We start from the raw sequence: 16,852 nt of genomic DNA, 5'->3' as shown, positions 1-16,852 counted from the left end.
TGGTGGGCAGTACCCACTTCTCTGTTGTAAATTCTGCAAAAGGATAAAGTTATGCAAGTAATGAATTGCAAAGTCACTAATGTCGAAGAATTAGAAGCTCTCGTCCAACGAGTAAAAGCTGCACAAGAACAATTCTCAACTTTCTCTCAAGATAAAATCGATTTAATTTTCCAAAAAGCCGCATTGGCAGCTAATGCAGAACGAATATCTCTGGCAAAGATGGCTGTTTTAGAAACAGGCATGGGTATTATCGAAGATAAAGTGATTAAAAACCACTTTGCTTCAGAATTTATTTACAATAAATATAAACATGAGAAAACCTGCGGTGTAATTGAAGTAGATAAATCTTTTGGTATTCAAAAAATTGCCGAACCTGTAGGTATTATCGCCGGAATTGTACCAGTCACTAATCCAACTGCAACAACAATTTTTAAGGCTTTAATTGCCCTAAAAACTCGTAATGCCATTATTTTCTCACCGCACCCTAAAGCTAAAAAATGCACTATTAAAGCAGCACAAATTATTTTAAACGCTGCTATTGCCGCAGGCGCCCCTTCTGATATCATTGGTTGGATTGATGAACCAACGGTAGAATTGTCGTCATCATTGATGCAGCATTCTGAAGTTAAATTAATTTTAGCAACGGGTGGTCCAGGAATGGTTCGTGCTGCATATTCTTCTGGACATCCATCGTTAGGTGTTGGCGCCGGAAATACACCAGCAGTTATTGATAGTAGCGCGGATATTCAAACTGCTGTTAGTTCAATTTTACTAAGCAAAACCTTTGATAACGGCATGATTTGCGCTTCCGAACAATCGGTTGTTGTTGTTGACGAAGTTTACGAGCAAGTCAAACAAGAATTTATTTGTCGTGGCGCCTATTTTCTCGACGATGAGCAAAAACGTCAACTTGGTAATTTGATTTTGAAACAAGGGCGATTAAATCCAGCAATAGTTGGTCAGTCGGTGCAAAACCTTGCTAAACTCGCACAAATCGAACTAAAAGGTGAAATACATGGCTGTGGAACGGATACATATTGTCCTTTACCCAGTAGCTATAAAGTATTAATCGCCGAAGTAGAAAATATCGGCACCACTGAACCTTTTGCTTATGAGAAACTGTCGCCAATTTTAGCAATGTATCGTGCTTCTAATTTCCACGATGCGGTAGCTAAAGCAGAAAAATTAATCGAATTTGGTGGTCTTGGGCACACTTCAGTACTATATACCAATCCAGCGAATCTTGATGATATCGCCTATTTCGAGAATTTCGTCAAAACATCACGGGTTCTGATTAACACACCTTCATCACAAGGCGCCATTGGTGATTTGTATAACTTTAAACTAGACCCTTCACTAACATTAGGTTGTGGAACTTGGGGTGGTAATACAATTTCCGATAACGTCACACCACACCACCTATTAAATATTAAAACAGTGTCGGAACGGCGAGAAAATATGCTGTGGTTCCGCGTTCCACCAAAAATTTACTTCAAATACGGTTCATTACCAGTGGCTTTACGTGAACTAGCAGGAAAACAGCGCGCGTTTATTGTCACAGACAAACCATTATTTGATTTAGGAATAGTAGATAAAGTCACAGCAGTTTTGGAGGAAATTGGGGTTAAATATGATATATTCCACGATGTCGAACCTGACCCGACACTTTCAAATGTGAATAAAGGATTAGCTCTACTGCGAAGCTATCAACCCGATGTCATAATTGCAATTGGTGGAGGTTCACCAATGGATGCCGCTAAAGTCATGTGGTTGATGTACGAACATCCGGACGTAGAATTTGAAGGTTTAGCGATGCGGTTTATGGATATCCGCAAACGGGTATATGAATTAGCTCCTTTGGGTCAAAAAGCGATGATGGTCGCGATCCCCACAACTTCAGGAACTGGTTCAGAGGTTACACCTTTTGCCGTGGTGACAGATGACCGAGTAGGAGTAAAATACCCCTTGGCAGATTATGCTTTGACACCAAATATTGCTATCGCAGACCCAGAGCTAGTGCAAAACATGCCGAAGAAGTTAACAGCATACGGTGGTATTGATGCATTAACTCATGCGCTTGAATCCTACGTATCAGTAATGGCAAGCGATTTTACAGATGGTTTAGCGTTACAGGCGATTGATTTATTGTTTAAATATTTACCCAACGCCTACAAAAAAGGAGCAAATGATCCCGAAGCACGAGAAAAAGTACACTATGCAGCTACAATTGCTGGAATGGCATTTGCCAACGCTTTTCTAGGTATATGTCACTCAATGGCACACAAACTTGGCGCCACATTCCACGTGCCTCATGGACTCGCAAACGCGCTGATAATATCGCATGTGATTCGTTACAATGCTACCGACATTCCCTTCAAACAAGCGATTTTCCCTCAGTATAAGTACCCTCACGCAAAGGAACGTTACGCACAAATTGCTGATTACTTACATTTAGGTGGTAGTACACCTGATGAAAAAGTTGAACGACTAGTGTCAGCGATAGAACACCTCAAACATCAACTTGATATTCCCAGCACTATTAAAGAAGCATTAGGTAACGAAGATAAAGAATTCTATGCCCAGCTTGAAGATATGGCAGAACAAGCTTTTGACGACCAATGTACAGGTGCAAATCCTCGTTATCCGCTGATGAGCGACTTGAAAGAATTGTATGTCTTGGCTTATCAAGGTTGCCGTATCGACGCTGCACTTTATCACGTCGAACCTGAATTTTTTAATAGTGATGCGCTCGCAATTCTCACAAACCTTGTCTAGATAGGAAATTGGGAATTCTTTAATTCCCAATGCCCAATCCAATTTAATACTATATAACTATGCAAAGTAGCAGTCAACTCACTTCAGTCCGTACTCACAATATTTTTCATTCTGAACACCAACCGCTAGATGCAATATTTTCTCCAAAAACTATCGCTGTTATCGGCGCCAGTGAAAGAGAAGATAGTGTGGGACGCACCTTGCTATGGAACTTAATTAGCAATCCATTTGGGGGAACGGTATTTCCTGTTAACCCGAAACGAAACAGCATCCTTGGAATAAAAGCTTATCCAAATATTGCCGCAGTTCCTGAAAGTATAGATTTAGCAGTTATTGCCACTCCTGCTGCAACTGTCAGCAGTGTGATTAACGAATGTGTAAATGCAGGAGTCAAGGGTGCAATAGTTCTTTCAGCTGGGTTTAAAGAAATAGGTTCTTCTGGTGTAGAACTAGAACGACAAATACTGGAACAAGTAAATCAAAGCCAAATGCGGCTAATTGGTCCCAATTGCTTGGGTGTAATGAATCCCTACACAGGATTAAATGCTACATTCGCAAGCAGCATGGCACGACCTGGTAAAGTTGGGTTTATTAGTCAAAGTGGAGCTTTATGTACGGCAATTTTAGACTGGAGTTTTCAAGAAAATGTTGGATTTAGCTCGTTTATTTCCATCGGTTCGATGCTGGATGTCGGTTGGGGTGATTTGATTTATTACCTTGGTGATGACCCCAATACAGAAAGTATTGTTATTTACATGGAATCTATTGGGGACGCACGTTCATTCTTGTCGGCAGCACGTGAGGTTGCTCTGAGCAAACCAATAATTGTCATTAAAGCTGGACGCACAGAAGCAGCAGCACAAGCAGCAGCATCGCATACGGGTGCGCTTGCTGGAAGTGACGCCGTTTTTGATGCAGCATTGCGACGTTGCGGTGTATTACGAGTAAACCGTATCTCTGAACTATTTGATATGGCGGAGGTTTTAGCAAAACAACCGCGTCCTAAAGGCAAACGACTCACCATTATTACCAACGCTGGAGGACCAGGAGTATTAGCGACGGACGCGCTCATTAGCGATGGAGGTGAATTAGCCCAATTATCTCCCCAAACCCATGATGCACTCAATCAACTGTTACCTCCTAGTGGCAATCACAGTAATCCTATCGACTTGTTAGGCGATGCTGACTCAACTCGTTATGTAAAAACTTTAGAAATTACTGCCAAAGACCCAAATACTGATGGTTTGTTAGTCATTTTAACGCCACAGGCAATGACCAACCCCACCCAAACCGCAAACTTGTTGAGTTCTTATGCCAAAACTGGCAAACCCGTCTTAGCTAGTTGGATGGGAGAGCAAAATGTCAAAGCGGGAGCAGAAATTCTTAATCAAGCCTCAATCCCCACATTCTCATACCCCGATACTGCCGCGCGTGTTTTTAATTATATGTGGCGTTACAGCTATAATTTGCGCGGTTTGTATGAAACTCCTGTACTTGCCAACCAAGGAGCTGAAGTTTGCGAGCGCATTTTAGTTGAAACCATAATTCAAAAAGCACGGCAAGCAGGAAGAACTTTATTAACAGAGGTAGAGTCAAAACAAATACTTGCAGCTTACGGTATTCCAACAGTAGAAACGCGGTTAGCAACAACTGTAGAAGAGGCAATTCAACAAGCTTCGGAAATTGGTTATCCCGTTGTTCTCAAATTATACTCCTATACAATCACCCATAAAACAGATGTTGGTGGGGTACATTTAAATTTATGCTGTGGTGATGCAGTACGCGAAGCATACAATACCGTTCAAACTTCAGTTACATCTAAAGTTGGCGCCAGTCACTTTGGTGGAGTAACTATTCAACCAATGGTTGATTTAAAAAACAGCTACGAACTGATTCTTGGTAGCAGCATTGACTCACAATTTGGTCCGGTATTGCTTTTTGGTACAGGTGGGCAGTTGGTAGAAGTATTTGAAGATAGAGCATTAGCACTACCTCCACTCAATACTACCCTGGCACGGCGAATGATGGAGCAAACACGGATTTATAAAGCATTGCAGGGAGTTAGAGGCAGAACATCTGTAGACTTAGAAGCTTTGGAACAGCTTTTAGTACGCTTCAGCCAATTAGTGGTCGAGCAACCTTGGATTAAGGAAATTGATATTAATCCTTTGCTAGCAAAACCAGGTAATAAAAATTCGCTAATTGCCCTTGATGGAAGAATTGTACTTCACAATTTAGACATCAAACAAGAGCAATTACCTTTACCAGCAATTCGTCCTTATCCCGTACAATATATTTCAGCATGGACAATGCGAAATGGTAAGGAAGTAACCATACGTCCCATTCGTCCCGAAGACGAACCATTGATGATTCAATTTCATCAAACATTGTCTGAAGAAAGCGTCTATTTTCGTTATTTTCATCTCATTAAACTTAGTCAACGCATTGCCCACGAAAGACTGACGCGCTTGTGTTTCATTGATTATGACCGAGAAATAGCTTTAGTTGCTGACTACAAAAATCCAGAAACAGAACAACATGAAATATTAGGAGTAGGTCGATTAAGTAAATTACACGGTAAAAAAGAAGCCGAGTTTGGAATTTTAGTTAGCGATTATTGCCAATGTCAGGGACTAGGAACTGAATTATTGAAGCAATTGTTGCAAGTTAGTAAAAATGAAAATTTAACTGGAATTCATGCGGACATTCTCGCCGATAATGTCGGAATGCAACGAGTTTGTCAAAAATTAGGTTTTCGTATCACTCCCAGTAGTGAGACTTCTGTTATAAAAGCCGAAATTCTCCTGACTTCAGAAAGAGATTAACACAATTGAAAGCATAATTCAACTCAAGATAAAGTTTGAGAAGGAGAGTTTACATATGAAACTTGTCATCCACGGTAAAAATATTGAAATCACCGATTCTATTCGTGAATATGTGCATCAAAAGATTGAAAAGGCAGTAAACCACTTTCAGAATATCACCAACGAAGTAGATGTGCATTTAAGTGTAGCAAAAAATCCTCGAATTAATCTTAGACAAGCTGCTGAGGTGACAATTTATGCCAATAAAAACGTTATCCGTGCCGAGGAAAGTAGCGAAAACCTATATACAAGCATTGATTTAGTCACGGATAAAATTGCTAATCAATTAAGAAAATATAAAGAAAGGATTCAAAATAAGAAAACTTCCAATCCAATTGAAGAAAGAATCGTTGATACTGCAACAGTGGTTAACGATTTGATTGGTACTCGTACTCCCGAACTACCCGAAGAGGTTGTGCGTTTCCTGTGATGCTTAACACCGACCATCCTAAGTTTTTCTCACGTTTACACCAATGCGTTTATTACAATTTGAAAATGGTCGAGATTGAACGCAGTTCTCAACCCAAAGTTGTGAAACTTGTTCGCAAATTGTCTTTAATTGGCGCCATTATTTGGAATTTGCTCCTGCTTTACCTAATTAAACCCATTGATACCGAATCATTGCGGGGAACAGTTCGATAAATTGTAGAAACCTGCTTTCCGAAGAAAGCGGGTTTCTGTGCTATTTAAACAGGCAGTTTGTAACTTCAGCATTTATTTTAGAATTTGTTGGTTGTGTAAGCTCTTTCATTAATTCAGCTACAGACATAATACGCTCAATCGGTTGTCTGTTGGCTCCAGAAAAAATTAAACCATGTTCTATATCCCCACGTGCAGCTTTGGCAAGTGCTTGCAGAAGGCAATAAGTTTTTCTACTGTCTCGACACAAACACTCTTCTAAACAGTTGCCAATACATCGCCGTTCTTGGATGGTTGATGAATTATTAATTACCTGTTCTGTAAAAGAATTACTTATAGCACGACAAGGTTTTCCTATAGGACTTGGTATGGTTATAACATCTTCGGGAAGGGTTTTAAGATGATAATCTTTATAACGCTGGTCGGCATCACATTCGATTGTGGCGATAAAACGGCTACCAATTTGTACACCCGAAGCGCCAATCGCTAACATACGCTCAATATCGCTGCGCTCGCAAATTCCACCTGTCACAATCAATGGAATCATCACACCCATTTTCTGTTTCAAATAGTCTCGAATTTGCAAAATTACAGATTCAATCGAGTATTCTATAGAGTTTATTTGTTCGTACTCGGTAAAATGTCCTCCCACATCAAGGCAATTTTCCACAATGAAAGCATCTGGTAGACGATTATACCGACTTTGCCAGGTTTGACAAATTAACTCAACTGCCTGCAAATTAGATACAGTCGGCACCAGCGCCACATCGGGGTAGTCTGCGGTATATTCTGGTAAGGTTAAAGGCAATCCCGCACTGGTAATAATTAAATTGGCGCCAGATGCAGCTGCTGTCTGAGCTAACACAGAATAATCTTTGGTCGCAACAAGAATATTAACTCCAATTACCCCATCTGGACTAATGCTGCGAGCTTCTGCCAATTCATCAATTAAAGCAAGTCGATTGGCAGTAAAAAAGCTACCTCGTTTACGACGGTCAAAATACGGAGAATCTAAACCCAAGCCCAAAGAGGCAATTACACCTATTCCTCCAGACAAAGCAACCGCAGAAGCTAGCTTTGCACCAGATACACCCACCGCCATTGCAGCTTGAATAATGGGATAGCGAGAAATGTGTTTGCCAATCTTGAGAGCATTAAGAACTTGGGTCATTACGGAATATTTGATTTATTAACTAAACAGTTGTCAAGCAATTTTACCATCTGAGTGTTTTAAAATAACTTTTGTTAAAAAACTGCTGTTTTGCTCCGTAGAGCTTTGAGTTTTTGAGCTTGCTGTTGTACTCTTTCGCTAATGCGCTCACACGCTAACTCACAAAGCTCAAAAATAATTGGGTCGGCAATCTCGTAAAAAGCGCTAGTACCTTGAGACTGACGGGATAAAACTCCTGCCTGAGTCAATACTTTCAAGTGCTTAGATAGATTCGCTTGCCCCAAACCCGTTGCTGAGGCAATTTCCATTACATTCATCCGACCTGATTTGAGACAAGTCAAAATCTCTAGTCGGCTTACTTCTGACAGTACCTTGAAATAGTCAGCAACCGCTTCGATAACAATTGGATTAGCCTTAAATGGCTTCGTTTTTGGCATAAGCAAATTGGGTCTTCTACACAAACCATAATTTAATAACTAATTAGTATAATAACGAAATATGAATTAATTGTAAAAATCAAAATAATTTTTTCTCGCTTATTACATTGAAATTTTTGAAGTTGGGGAAATGCTAAAAATATAGATGAACTACATTCAGTTAATTTAAAGTGACCCAAACAACATTGGCTGATATAAATACTGATATCGTTGTTATTGGTAGCGGGATAGGTGGTTTAAGCTGCGCTGCTCTTTTAGCATCATACGGCTTCAATGTTATTGTTTGCGAAAGCCATTCTATACCAGGAGGCGCCGCTCACGGTTTCGAGCGCAACGGCTTTAAGTTTGATTCAGGACCTTCGCTTTACTCAGGATTTTCATATAGTCCTTCTCCCAATCCGCTAGCGCAGGTACTTGCTGCAATTGGTGAAGAATTACCTTGTGTAACTTATGATACTTGGGGCTGTTGTTTACCAGAAGGTGATTTTGATACATCTGTAGGCGCCGAACAATTTTGTGAAGTGTTACAAAAACTTCGTGGTGAGCAAGCTGTTACTGAGTGGCGCCAACTTCAACGAGTTATGGAACCATATGCACAAGCAGCTGTGGCACTTCCTACTGCTGCTCTACGTTTAGATTTTGGCGCCGTTCGGACTTTAAGACGGTATGCTCCAACTATGTTGCGTCATGCTGTTAGTATTAATAAACTAACAGGGCCATTTTCGCAAATTATGAATGGAACTGTTAATGACCCATTTATTCGCAACTGGCTAAATTTATTGTGTTTTCTTTTGTCTGGATTACCTGCTAATGCTACAAATGCAGCAGAAGTTGCTTTTATGTTTGCTGACTGGTATAGACCGAATGTAAAGCTTGATTATCCTGTTGGTGGTAGTCAAGCGTTAGTTAATGCGTTAGTAAGAGGGTTAACAAAGCATAATGGTACGTTAATGCTTAATGCCCATGTCGAAAGTATACTAACAGAAAACAAACGTGCATCTGGTGTGAAACTGCGTAATGGTAAAATTATCAAGGCACGTAAAGCTGTAATATCTAATGCCTCTGTGTGGGATACGCTCAAACTAATTCCCGAAGGCGCCATACCATTAAAATATCGCTCATCGAAACAAGCTACACCCGAATGTGATAGTTTTATGCATTTGCATCTTGGTATCGATGCTGACAATATTCGCACTGATTTGGCTTGTCATTATATATATGTCAAAGATTGGGAATTAGGCATCACCGAAGAACAAAACGTTGTACTTGTTTCTATTCCATCATTGTTAGACCCTTCACTGGCGCCACCAGGTAAACATGTAATTCACGTTTACACTCCAGGCAATGAGCCATATAAATTATGGCAGGGTATGGATAGGCAAAGCGAAGAATATAAACAGCAAAAACAAGCGCGTGCCCAAATTATGTGGCAAGCGCTTGAACGTATTATTCCAGATATTAAACAACGCTGTAAAGTCACATTAGTAGGTACACCGCTTACCCACGAACGTTACTTGCGACGACATAACGGTTCTTATGGCCCAGCTATCAAAGCAAGCGAAGGATTATTCCCTAGTGCCGGTACTCCTTTAACTGGGTTATTTTGCTGTGGAGATTCTACTTTTCCTGGTATTGGTTTACCAGCGGTTGCAGCTAGCGCTATGATTGCTGCAAATACTTTGGCGCCTGTACACAAGCATTTGGCTATGCTTGAAAATATTGGTCTTTAATTTTAGAAACTCGGTTTCTTACGCTTGGCGCCTACTATTATACCGGAAGCTACAACCAAAGCAGCAACTGTACTAGGTTCAGGTACACTTGTTGCCCCACTAGCAACTTTGATTTGGTAAGCTAAATTAGACCTTTGAGGTGCTGCACCTGTCCAAGAAAATATAGATTGACCTGTCAGCTTAAAGGGTGAAGTAATATTGCTAATTTGAAGATAATCAACATCGCTACTAATACCAGTACCTGCTGAACTTAAACTTTTACCAACTCCTTTACCATTTAAAACAAGGTTAGTCAGTGTTGATGTGATATTTGATGTGCTGCCGTTATTCTTTTGTGCAAAGGTTCGTAAGAAAATATCGGTTGCGGCGCCTGTAAATGCTGTGGTGGTAAGTAACTTTCCGTCAACAGTATAATCTACTACACTACCATTGTATTCAAGCATGAAATCTACAGGTGTTCCACTTGTCCAAGTGCGGTCTCCTCTAGCAACTGGGTCTCCACCTACAAGTTTTCCATTCGCATTCGGAAGCCAAGGACTATTAATTCCTAATTCCCGTTCACCATTGCCCCCAGAGCCGTTATTACCCATTCGACTTTCTGCAACAAAAGTTTCTGTATATTCTTTTGTTAGGAGCAAATCGTTAAACTGCGTATCAGTCAAACTATCTCTGTTAACGAGGGTAAAAGCGCTTGCTTGACTAGGCGCCGCTATTATTCCAATTGCTGACAAACTTAAAAGTAATAATTTATGCTGATTTAAAATCTTATTCAAACGAATCATTGTTTTCCTTAACCATCAAATGATAGAAACCTGGTTTCTTATTTCTACAGCTTAAGGAAAACACGAATTTTTGTCGATAAAAAATTATCTAGTTTACTCAATATTTGCTTTGATATGAAACTATTAATTCTTTATTGTATAAATACTTACTTTATAAAATATTTTTATACTAATATTTAAAATGTTAGAAAAATTTTTTCTGTAATATTACGTAGACAAAACTCGAGTTTATAGAATAATTTCAGTTGATTGCGTGTTTATTCCATACATGTAGAGGCGCTCATATGTTTCGTCTCTTATTGATTTCGACTATTACGTGTGTACCTCTGAAACGTGAAATATGGTGTAAAATACTTTGGCTTTTGGCGCCTTGCCTTACATGCAAAAAATAATGGGTAATTAACAGTTTTAATTACCCACTACGTTTATTCAATTAAGCAACTGTTAAATTACACCTTGAACGGGTTATGACTTTACTTTTGAACAAAGTTAAATCTTGAGATGTTACCCTACCCTTTGGGATATCCTACCCTGCGGGAAAACTCCGTTTACGGATAACGGGAAAACTACCCTGCGGGAAAGCTTCGCTTACGTTAACGTGCCTCAGCATGACATTGTTTAGATGCTTCGTGCCTCAGCATGACATATTACTTGTTGTTAGTATATGTAGAAAGGACTAGGCAGTCGCTAGTTCTTTTTCTGTTACTGTTACTGATGCTGTTGCTGTTGCTGTTGCTGGTACTGGTATTGGTACTGGTACTGGTACTGGTACTGGTTGCTCGGTTAGTTTGATATACAGTTCGCTTAGTTGCTCTGCTACACCATCCCAACTGAATTTTTTACGAACACGAATTTTTGCTGCTTCACCTAGTTTTGCACGCCATTCAGGATTTTCTAAAATTCTGTCTATACATGAAGCAAATGCTGGTACATCTTGAGGTGGCGCCAATAAACCTGTTTGTTCGGGAACAACTGTAAACTGAAGTCCACCGACATCACTCGCAATTACTGGTGTACCACTAGCCATTGCTTCTATAGCAACTAATCCAAATGGTTCATAATGACTAGGTACGACACATATATCTGCTGCTGCATAATACGTTGGTAATACCTCTTGACTCAAACGACCTGCAAATGTTGTTATTGAGCGCAATCCTAATTCGTCTACTATTGCTTCAATACGGTCGCGTTCAATTCCATCGCTTTGTCCAGGTACGCTACCACCACCAATTATTACTCGTAGTTTCTCATCGCTATAAAACTTTGACTCTCGTAACGCGCGTACTAAAGTCTCGATACCTTTACGCGGGTCAAATCGCCCTACATATAATACTAGTTTTGCATCACTGTCTATTTTTAATGCTGCTCTCGCTTCGTCTCTACCTACTGACCCAAAACGTTGAATATCTGTACCACAAGGAATAATATCTATATTTCCTTTTGTGGAAACCAACTGACGCATGTGCGCTTTTTCTTGCGGACTTGTCGCTACTACTCGCTCTGCTGTTTCCAATAGCTGACATTCTACGTCTAATCGGTTCGCTGCGATTGGTGGAATGTCTTTTTGATCTATTGTTGCGTACTTAACGGCGCCGAGCGAATGGTAAGTGTGAACTTGTTTACAGCCTATCTTCTTCTTCAATTGCATTCCTACCCAACTTGAAAGCCAGTAGTTTGTATGCACTAATTCGTAAGTCAGACCGTTTTCTTGCTGGAATTTTAAAAACTTCTCAACAAATTCTGGCAAGTAACCAAACAACTCATCTCGCGGAACAAATTCCAATGGACCAGCACTAAAACGAATGGTTCGGCAGTTTGGCATGTGTTGAACAATTTCGTCTTGCGCTGCGCTAACTCTGCGCGTATACATATCAACTTGCCATCCTAGTCGAGCGAGAGCTTCACCTACGTTACGCACGTAAACATTTTGCCCTCCAGCTTCTTCTTTACCAAATTCAATCGCTGGGTCTCCGTGGACTGAAATTAAAGCGATGCGCCGTTCTGTTTTAAAGTTCATAGTTTGTTGGTTTTTTATGCTACAGAGGTATATGAGTAACTCACGCTTGGGAGTTTATTCCTAATACCTCAATCTGTGGAAAGTTTCGTAATTAACATTGTAATTTACATCAGGTATTTTTTTTATACATCTCCATAAGGAAATAGGATTTTTTCGTATCTATTTAGATTTGATTATTTTATGCATATCTTATATTTTACTTATGATTCGTAGAGGTATATCTAAATATGTATATTAGCTCTAACTCTTACTATACAATACTTCCGTTTCTAAAAAATGACAACAGCTACAGCTTAGTTGCTAATAAAATTAACATTAAAGCTGTAACTTAAAAACTTTTTGACTATTCCATTTTATGTACATCCAAGCTGTCAAGAATTCAACAACATAGATATTCTTTCCGCAATAAATAAATTCTTGAAGTTTGCATTCTTGCTATTTTGTATAACACTAGCATTTTGTTGCTAATTTGTTAGGGATTATACTAACTTTCAAATCAGTGCAGTTTTGTAACAATCAATACAGTTCGTTAAAAAAGTTGACAATTTCAATAACGAATAACTATTTAATATTACGCTTTGTAAAAGAAAATTCAATCTGACGTTGGGAATAAATGTGTTAGCCCATCTTGTCATTTTTACGGCTTGGTGTTTATATAGCAATCAATTGATAGTATATATAGGAAATTAGTATAAAAAATAACGTAATCACGGAGTGTGAATACGTTAGATTTTAATATTGTTCAGTTAGTACATGTTGTTTTTGCTTTTATGGAACGGGCAAGGATGCCCATTCCACAAGACTGTTCCATAAGACTGTTCCACAAGACTATTCCACAATAAAAAAGAGTCACTTAGCTAAGTTGAATGTAGCGAGCAACTAAGCTATACGACTATATATATAGATATTTAGATGTTTTTGAAGACTATTATTCATGGTTGGACGCCCGATGACGAGCGCTTTCCCAAGAACATACTCAAGACTTTGTTCTGGTGCAATAAAACTGTTTTGCCGTTAGAGAAGATAAAAATTAAAAATCAATAAACTTGGTTTTTAATTTTTAATCTTGCTCCGAAACGAGTTAGTTTGTGGTTTGTGCTGCAAGACGTTGTTTGAGTGTTTCCAACTGAGCAGCCCAACGTGGGTCTGGACGAATTGCATCGGAGTCTCCACCACTTGATGTTGATACGGTTTCTTTTTGACCGCCACCACCACGACGTGATTTTTTCGAGCTTTTTCTGCTAGAAGATTCTCGATTGCTACCACCACCACTGCTTACTGGCGCCGCTGGGCTACCACTACTTTCTTTTCTTTCTTTGACCGGCGCCGCTTGTTGTGGCTGTTCGTCACCCTCTTCACCCTTAGTTCTAGGCAAAGCCTTTTCTAATTTGATGGGAGAATCTTTGAACATCTGACCATTATATTTCTCAATAATCGCGTCAGCTTGGTCATCATTGTTAACCGTTAAAAAACCGAAACCACGGCATTTACCCGTTTTTCGGTCTTTTATCAACTTCGTTGTTACAGCATCGCCTTCAGCAGCAAATACAGCTTGTAAGTCCTGACGGTCAATTTCTTCTTTTGGCAAATTGCCTATGTATAGGCGAACAGACATGAACAATACCTCCAATCAGAGAATTAATAAAACGTGTGAAGAAACCTTTATCTTGGCGAGCGGTTATTGATAGATGCTATGAACCATCACGACAGCAACCAATTTTGTACCCAAAAATGTCATCCTATACAATACAGTCTTTCCTTCGAGTGAAGCTTATATAATACAAGAGTGTACAAAGCGCCAAAAATTTCTTAATTGTAAGAGCCTTTTATTTTACAACTTTCTTAGTGCCACTATAATTCCATTTAATGCTTTTGCTTTTCAATTCAAACACCATTTTTTAGATTATCATGCCTTGTTGTGCAAAGCTTGCTCAATGCCTACATTTTCATTACTTTGTATAAATATCGTAACATAAATTACATTTTTCCTACCATTGAAGAGCGTGAAACAAAAACCAGCCGACTATGGCTGGTCAATTTTATGCTGTGTTGGGGGAATAATGTAGGTGGCTTGGGCATACTAATTGACACTTCTTTAGACTTTTTACTAACCAAGTTTATGCACCCAGTTATACTAACCGCATTCGTCATCTTTGAAAAACTCTTTATGAAATTTAACATTATTTACCTAAAAGCGCAACAAAAATTTACAAATAAATAAACTGATAATCATCCCTTAAGCAAGATGTAGGCGCCCCATGCTTGGAAAGCAACGGCAACAACAGTAGCCCAAATTGGGTGTGTACTATTGATTGTTTTACCAGTTTGTGTTCTAACCGATTGAATGTCAAGCCAAGGTGTAGCATCTCGTCGTAACCAACCTGTAACAGTGACTTGTCTGCCAATAAAATCTTGGGGGTTAACAGGTTGTCCAAACGAAACGTGATGCATTTTAATTAAGGCACTTGTTGTTTGAAGTATCAAGTCTTGTCCCAAGCTATTACTTACACCTCGACGACCTAGAATTTTGCCATGTAGCTTTACTCCATGACTATCAATGCCAATTGCAGCAGGGTTTGTTAGCAAGGCAGGTAAATGCTCGTTAGTTTGTATCGAAGTTGATTTTAGTTCGGGGAAGTAGGCATTGATTCGGATTAAAGTACCAATACTAAAACCAATGGCAATACAACCAGCAGCGAAGCCCCAATCATCATATATCCATTTTAGATTAAGAATTTTCAAAGCGTATAGCGTTTGCCAAACCACCCCAATTAACAACGCAAACGCTAAACCTGTTGGAATTCCCAGAAAAGGGGCTATTTGTAAGCCAAATATTTGCTTTCTCACTTTTATCGCGTTTGTGTTGTCAATGTCTAGTTCCCTATCTAGGCGCCATTTCCCCACAATAGCCAATAAACGTTGAATACGGTCGCCAAGCATTGGATGAGTATTATTTACAGTTAACCAGTAACGATAGGGGTTAAGATAATCCCACATTAAAAGAGATTCAAACGTTACATGCGGTGCCAGACTCCCTAATGTAATACTTTGCTTGAACCCTACTGGCAAACTTATATTCAAACTTTCTAGGCGCCAGTTTGTTTGTTCTTGCTTTTGAATGTCGTTGGCAATACCATTTGAAATTTTGAGCAAAGCACGGGTTATACCATTTGGGTTGCCAGTAAAGTTAGTAGCAAACAGGTCTGCATAATAAAGTCTGACCTGAGATAGTGCAATCACGCATCCAGTACATAAACACCAAACACCGTAAATCAAACTTGATATGGCTATATATATATAGCTAACAAAAGTTATATTTACCCTGTCCCCCCAAGTCGAAACCAACTGATATAACTTATAAATTGGAATTGTCACTAACAAAACTAGCGACATTACGCTAGCATCCCAATGAGCAACATGTCCTAATTGCAGCGCTAACATTGCCGCTATTTCATCATCTGTTAGTTGCTGTAACAGTCCCTGACTCATTACAATACGAGACATTGAAGGTAAATGCCCGTATGTAAATGCTATTGGCGCCGCAATTGGTAAAAGTTTAATTTTTATATTACCGCGACGTTGCGTATTAAATCTTTTTAAAATCCTCAATGCTTCTTGACTGTGCATTTCCAGCACTGTAGTTTCTAGCGATTGTATGCCGTACAACGAAGATAATAATTTATCTAGTAACCACGGTGACGTTGCTATTAGTAAAAAAAATAGTACTAGTAAAAACGTTGTTGGGTCTTGGTATAAAAGCTGTATTGGTTCCAGAAATGGCAACCAGACTAAAGTGTTATTTATAGTTGACGTTATAAAAACGATTATTATTCGTACTACCCAAAACAAAGCTACAAAACTTCCAGCCGTTAATAATCGTAATGGGATTAAATCGAGTTTTTTCTCTTGCCAAGTTTTTGCACGTCCACTGCGGCGCCAGTGAATTGTTGGTAGCTTATTGATTTTAACTGGTACTATACTACTACTATGTTCATGATTATCATGATTTGGTGTATTATCTGGTGTAATAATCGTTTCGTTGATATTTGGTTTGGAATCATTAAAATCTTCAAATGGGACAAAACCTGTGCCGTCTTCTTCGATACGCGCATTAATATCGGTACGATTACGTTTGAGTAACTCTTCTAATGAACGGTTAGCCCATTCTTGAATTTCAGGGTTATTACTTTGGGCAAGAATCTCAGAAAGAGTCATGGCGCCTGCAATATCACCTGTTTTTGCGTATACTACAACTAAACCAATTTGGGCTTGGACTGCGCGTTGCGGGTTATCGTCCATTGCAACAGTTTCCAAGATGGTTTTAGCTGTTTTCCAATCTTCACTTTTAACAGCTGCTAACCCTGCTTCTAAAGAAGTCTTTGAATCTCTTGACATAACGAGTTTAATATCGCTTGTAGTTGAAGGATATGGGGAGAA

At 39.3% G+C, this 16,852-nt stretch carries 9 protein-coding genes and 2 pseudogenes; 5 read left to right on the top strand and 6 right to left on the bottom strand.

Annotated elements, in window-relative coordinates; all coding sequences use genetic code 11:
- Nucleotides 1–51: 51 nt before the first annotated feature.
- From adhE to DSM106972_RS27500, 4 genes and pseudogenes are all read left to right on the top strand, one after another.
- A complete protein-coding gene (gene adhE, locus DSM106972_RS27515; protein WP_233787024.1) occupies nucleotides 52–2,775 on the top strand; it encodes a bifunctional acetaldehyde-CoA/alcohol dehydrogenase in 2,724 nt (907 codons plus the stop codon).
- 59 nt (nucleotides 2,776–2,834) lie between these two features.
- The gene (locus tag DSM106972_RS27510; protein ID WP_127083681.1) at nucleotides 2,835–5,600 is read left to right on the top strand and encodes a bifunctional acetate--CoA ligase family protein/GNAT family N-acetyltransferase; all 2,766 of its coding nucleotides are present in this window, start codon (nucleotides 2,835–2,837) and stop codon (nucleotides 5,598–5,600) included.
- Between the two features lie 55 nt (nucleotides 5,601–5,655).
- Nucleotides 5,656–6,060, top strand: a pseudogene (hpf, locus tag DSM106972_RS27505) (ribosome hibernation-promoting factor, HPF/YfiA family); the annotation flags it as partial.
- Nucleotides 6,051–6,281: pseudogene (locus DSM106972_RS27500) on the top strand (magnesium-protoporphyrin IX monomethyl ester (oxidative) cyclase); the annotation flags it as partial. The pseudogenes hpf and DSM106972_RS27500, both read left to right, overlap by 10 nt.
- Nucleotides 6,282–6,321: 40 nt before the next feature.
- On the opposite strand, the gene DSM106972_RS27495 reads toward DSM106972_RS27500, so the two are convergent.
- Both DSM106972_RS27495 and DSM106972_RS27490 read right to left on the bottom strand, forming a co-directional pair.
- The gene (locus DSM106972_RS27495; RefSeq protein ID WP_127083680.1) at nucleotides 6,322–7,449 is read right to left on the bottom strand and encodes an NAD(P)H-dependent flavin oxidoreductase; all 1,128 of its coding nucleotides are present in this window, start codon (nucleotides 7,447–7,449) and stop codon (nucleotides 6,322–6,324) included.
- Between the two features lie 74 nt (nucleotides 7,450–7,523).
- Entirely contained in the window at nucleotides 7,524–7,886 is a 363-nt protein-coding gene (locus DSM106972_RS27490; RefSeq protein ID WP_127083679.1) for an ArsR/SmtB family transcription factor, read from the bottom strand.
- Nucleotides 7,887–8,056: 170 nt separating this feature from the next.
- On the opposite strand from DSM106972_RS27490, the gene DSM106972_RS27485 reads away from it, so the two are divergent.
- A complete protein-coding gene (locus DSM106972_RS27485; RefSeq protein ID WP_186538380.1) occupies nucleotides 8,057–9,616 on the top strand; it encodes a phytoene desaturase family protein in 1,560 nt (519 codons plus the stop codon).
- Between the two features lie 2 nt (nucleotides 9,617–9,618).
- On the opposite strand, the gene DSM106972_RS27480 is transcribed toward DSM106972_RS27485, so the two are convergent.
- The 4 genes from DSM106972_RS27480 to DSM106972_RS27465 all read right to left on the bottom strand — a co-directional run bounded on the left by DSM106972_RS27480 (nucleotide 9,619) and on the right by DSM106972_RS27465 (nucleotide 16,810).
- Entirely contained in the window at nucleotides 9,619–10,398 is a 780-nt protein-coding gene (locus DSM106972_RS27480; protein WP_127083678.1) for a choice-of-anchor W domain-containing protein, read from the bottom strand.
- Between the two features lie 676 nt (nucleotides 10,399–11,074).
- The gene (locus tag DSM106972_RS27475; RefSeq protein WP_233787023.1) at nucleotides 11,075–12,415 is read right to left on the bottom strand and encodes a glycosyltransferase family 4 protein; all 1,341 of its coding nucleotides are present in this window, start codon (nucleotides 12,413–12,415) and stop codon (nucleotides 11,075–11,077) included.
- Nucleotides 12,416–13,496: 1,081 nt separating this feature from the next.
- Complete coding sequence (locus DSM106972_RS27470) at nucleotides 13,497–14,030, bottom strand: RNA recognition motif domain-containing protein (RefSeq protein WP_127083677.1); 534 nt, start codon at nucleotides 14,028–14,030, stop codon at nucleotides 13,497–13,499.
- Between the two features lie 614 nt (nucleotides 14,031–14,644).
- Nucleotides 14,645–16,810: a M48 family metallopeptidase gene (locus DSM106972_RS27465; protein ID WP_127083676.1), complete on the bottom strand. Its 2,166-nt coding sequence runs from the start codon at nucleotides 16,808–16,810 to the stop codon at nucleotides 14,645–14,647.
- Nucleotides 16,811–16,852: the final 42 nt, after the last annotated feature.

Source organism: Dulcicalothrix desertica PCC 7102 (assembly GCF_003991905.1).
Lineage (GTDB): Bacteria > Cyanobacteriota > Cyanobacteriia > Cyanobacteriales > Nostocaceae > Dulcicalothrix > Dulcicalothrix desertica.
Note: the sequence above shows the minus strand (reverse complement) of the source record. Positions and strands in the feature narration are given on the sequence as shown.